We start from the raw sequence: 4,105 nt of genomic DNA, 5'->3' as shown, positions 1-4,105 counted from the left end.
GCGCGGGGGCCGGGGGCCCCCGCCGGCGCGGCCCCCCCCCCCCGCCGGGGGGGCGAGGCGGCCGGGGGGCGAGGCGGGGAGGGCGCGCGCGGTGCGGGGGACGCAAACGGAACCGGCCTTCGTCGCAGGGGCCCCGCAGCCCGCCGAAGGCCCCCCTCCGGCGGCCGGGAAACCGGCCGGGCCGCCCGGCGCGGCTGCGGCGGCAGTGCCGACGGACGGGCCGGCAGGCAGACGGGGGGCGGTGCTGCTTCGCGCGCAGCCCCCCGGACGCAAAGCCGGTCGGCACCCGCGCCGCGGTGCCCGCTGACACCGCCGTGCGCACCTGCGAGGCCGCGGCGGACCCGGCGGCGACGGCGCGGCCGCACACCGCGTCTCAAGACGCCATTTCAGTTGGCGTGATCTTGCCGGAGTCCGGGGTGATGACTGCTGCGCTTGTCGAACGGTTGGCGCCTGAAGATCTGTGGGGGGGTGTTCCAGCGGGCTGTTCCGCCGGCACCGGAACGCCCGCAGGGCGGAGGCCACCGTCGGCGAGGGAACCGCGAGGTGCTGGCGGCGATCATCTTCGTGGCCACCTCGGGCTGCACCTGGAACCCGTTGCCGCCGGGATTCAGGCTGTCGGGCGTGACCGCGTTTCGTCGGTTCACCGAGCGGACCGAGGCCAGGGTCTGGGCCAAGCTCCACCGTTTGGTCCTGGATGAACTCGGCTCCCAGGGCGGGCTGGACTGGTCGAGGTGCGCGATCGACTCCGTCAGCGTCCGAGCTCTCAAAGGGGGCAGCTGACGGGACCGAATCCGACCGACCGGGGCAAGAAGGGATCGAAAATCCACCTCATCGTCGACCGTCACGGTCTGCCGCTGTCGATCGGCATCTCGGCCGCGAACCTTCACGACAGCCAAGCCCTCGTCCCGCTGGTCCGCGGCATCCCACCCATCCGCTCACGCCGCGGGCCACGACGCCGACGGCCCGGAAAGCTGCACGGAGACAAGGGCTACGACTACCAGCACCTGCGGCAATGGCTCTCTTCCCGCGGCATCCGGCACCGCATCGCACACAAGGGCATCGAGTCATCCCAACGCCTGGGCAAGCACCGCCGGGTCGTGGAACGAACCGTCTCCTGGCAGGCCGGCTGCCGACGCCTCCACCGCCGCTACGAGCGAAAACCGGAACACTTCCTTGCCTTCACCGCCATCGCCGCGACCCTCATATGTCACCGCAGACTCACCAAGTGAAAGGATTTTCTAGCGGTAGGCGCCCTGGCCGACAGGGCGGACGAGAATCTCGTTGACGTCGACTGTGGCGGGTTGAGTGACGGCATAGAGCACCGCGCGGGCGACGTCGCCAGGTTCGAGCTTCGGGTCGTGGGCCCGTCCGGGCGGGATGCCGCCGGTGTCGACCAGGCCGGGCTGGACGAGGGTGACCCGGACACCGGTGCCGACGCACTCGGCGCGGATGTTCTGGGCAAGGCCGTTGACCGCCCATTTCGTGGCGGAGTACAGGTTGCCTGGCCGTACCCCCCGCCCGGCGGCCGACCCGGTGAACACCAGGTGACCGCCGGAGGCGACCAGGGCGGGCAGGGTGGCACGTGCCGTCAGGGCGGGGCCGTAGACGTTGGCGAGGACCATGTCCCGCCACTGGTCGGGCGGTGCGCCGCCGGCGCCGAGGAAGCTCGTGACCACACCGGAGCCGGCGTTGGCGAAGGCAACGTCCAGTCGGCCCCAGGTGTCCTGGACCTGGCGGACGAGTCCGCGGACCTGGTCCCATTCGGTGACATCGCAGGCGACCGGCAGGACTCTGTCGGGGCTTCCCAGCTGGGCGGCAAGTTCGGCCACGGAGTGGTGAGTCCGTGCGGCCAGGACCACGCGGTACCCGGAGTCGACGGCCAGTCGGGCGGTGGCCGCTCCGATACCGCGTGAGGCTCCGGTGATCAGGAAGACGGGATCGTTCATGGAGGTCAGATTAGCCATAACAAACGCAAGAGGTCTAGACCACTGTGCTAAGTTTTGCCACGAGCCAGCGAAGGAGAACATCCGTGGACTTCAGTGACGACTTCGGGGCCGCGATGCGCGCCCATCTCCGCATGATCGAGGAACACAACACCGCAGCCCTGGACGAGGTTGCGGGGCGGCTGCTCGACGTGGCGCGCGCAGACCGGATCGTGCACACCACCGCGGCGGGCCACAGTGTGGCTGCGGTCCTGGAGACCTTCTACCGCGCCGGAGGACTGAGCTGTGTACGCCCCTTGTTCCATCCGGCGCTTCTACCGCTGAACGGCGCCCAGGCAAGTACCGAGCTGGAACGCGTCAGCGGACTGGCGGCGGCCTTGGTCGCCCCGGCGGGCGTCCAACCGGGGGATCTCGCCGTCGTCTTCTCGAACTCGGGCGTGAACGCGTTCCCGGTCGAAGCGGCCCACGAACTCAAGCAGCGCGGCGCCTACGTCGTCGCAGTTTCCTCACGCCTGCACATGGCACAGGCACCCGCACGATCCTTCGCCAAGCTCGATGACGTAGCGGACACGGTGCTCGACACCGTCATCCCGCCCGGTGACGCGGTCGTGCCCACACCGAGCGGAGCGACCGCATCGATCTCCACCATCTGCTCCGCCTACCTGTGGGACCTGCTACTGGCCCGTCTGGCCCGGCTCTCCGCAACCCACCAGGTGCCCCTGCCTCTTTGGCGCAGCTCCAATCTTCCCGACGGCGACGCGGTCAACCAGCGATACCTCGACGACTACCGGGCAGCCATCCCGATGCTGTGAGCCGTGCAAACGTCTGGGCGCCTTTGTCCATGATCGCTCACCGGAGCGGATCTCGACGCGCGGGTGAGCGCGCCGAGGCCCGTCACGGGATTCGTCTGCGGAACGCCGTCACCCCCGACAGCCCGAAGCCCCGCGGCACCACCCGCTGGAACAACGCCCACACCTCGTCCAGAGCCATCCGTCCGACAAGCGCAGCAGTCATCACCCTGGACTCCTGCAAGATCACGCCAACCGAAATGGCGTCTAAACCGCCCGCCGAGGGCGCCTGAGCGCGATCCGGCATGCGGTGCGCCACCGTCCCCCGCCAGACGCGTGAGCCACTCACGCAGCAGGCGCTGCTCGGCGTCGCTCAGGACGTCGGCGCCGCCGGGGAGGGCGGCGCGCAGCGCGCGGGCCGCTGCGGCGGGACCGGACTCCGCGGCGGGCAGCGCCGGCTCGGCGCGGGTGACGGCCGCGACCATGGACTCGCGCAGGACGGTCAGCAGCGCCGGACTGCGGCGGTCCGCGGGGTGGAGTGCCAGGTGGCGACCGCGCCCTGGCCGGTGGCCTGGAAGATCTGGGCGGCCAGCTCCTCCTCGACCCGCAGCCACCTCCCGGCCGCCAGCCGGCGCACCCGCCCGTGGAGGATCCCCAGGCCCGCGCGGTGGGCCGCGTCCGCTCCCCGGCCGGCGGCCCTGTTCATCACCGCGAACAACTCGGGGCGGCAGACCCCGAACTCCACCACCAGGTCCCAGCCGCGGCGCAGGTCCTCCACCGGGTCCTGCACAGCGGGGCCGACTGCGCGCGCTTCCTCTCCAGCAACTGCGCGTAGCCGTGCTCGGCGACCGCCTCCAGGAGTCCCTCCTCGTCGCCGAAGAGGCGGTAGATCGCCGGCGGCTGCATACCGGCCGCGGCGGCGACCGCGCGGGTGCTCACCGCCTCAGGGCCGCCGCTCTCCAGCAGCTCGACGGCCGCCTCGACGATGCACGCCTGGGCCCAGTAGACCCCGGGGATCCAGGGGACGCGCAGACGGCCCCGGCCCGACCCGCCGCCCGCACAAGGTGCGCCCTCCACCGCCCGGGGACACCGGCCGCCCGGGGACACCGGCCGCCCGGGCGCACCCGCCCAGGCCGGACAGGTCACCGGCCGTGCAGGCCGCCGGAGAACCCGGCACCCGGAACCCGCCCGGCACAGCCGGCTGCCCGCGCCGCACGGCGCGCCACGCCGGCCGGCCCGGGAAGGCAGCCGCCCCGGGAAGGCGTGCCGCACAAGAGCGCGCAACGCCAGGCCGGGGCGGGACGCAACGCCAGGCCGGGGCGGGACGCAACGCCAGGCCGGGGCGGGACGCAACGCCAGGCCGGGGCGGGACGC

2 protein-coding genes and 2 pseudogenes are annotated in these 4,105 nt (G+C 72.4%); 2 read left to right on the top strand and 2 right to left on the bottom strand.

Annotation, left to right across the window (positions count from 1 at the left end; genetic code table 11):
• The first annotated feature begins 419 nt into the window (after nucleotides 1-419).
• Nucleotides 420-1,229, top strand: a pseudogene (locus AB0M11_RS16905) (IS5 family transposase).
• A gap of 9 nt (nucleotides 1,230-1,238) precedes the next feature.
• Here AB0M11_RS16905 and AB0M11_RS16900 read toward each other — a convergent pair.
• On the bottom strand, nucleotides 1,239-1,946 hold the full coding sequence (locus AB0M11_RS16900) for an SDR family oxidoreductase (protein WP_365706003.1): 708 nt from the start codon (nucleotides 1,944-1,946) through the stop codon (nucleotides 1,239-1,241).
• 83 nt (nucleotides 1,947-2,029) lie between these two features.
• Between AB0M11_RS16900 and AB0M11_RS16895 the strand changes: the two genes are divergently transcribed.
• A complete protein-coding gene (locus AB0M11_RS16895) occupies nucleotides 2,030-2,755 on the top strand; it encodes a sugar isomerase domain-containing protein (RefSeq protein ID WP_365706001.1) in 726 nt (241 codons plus the stop codon).
• Between the two features lie 284 nt (nucleotides 2,756-3,039).
• Here AB0M11_RS16895 and AB0M11_RS16890 read toward each other — a convergent pair.
• Nucleotides 3,040-3,748: pseudogene (locus AB0M11_RS16890) on the bottom strand (helix-turn-helix domain-containing protein); the annotation flags it as partial.
• Nucleotides 3,749-4,105: the final 357 nt, after the last annotated feature.

Source organism: Streptomyces sp. NPDC051987 (genome assembly GCF_040680735.1).
Classification (GTDB): Bacteria; Actinomycetota; Actinomycetes; order Streptomycetales; family Streptomycetaceae; genus Streptomyces.
This window is presented reverse-complemented; position numbering and strand designations above follow the sequence as displayed.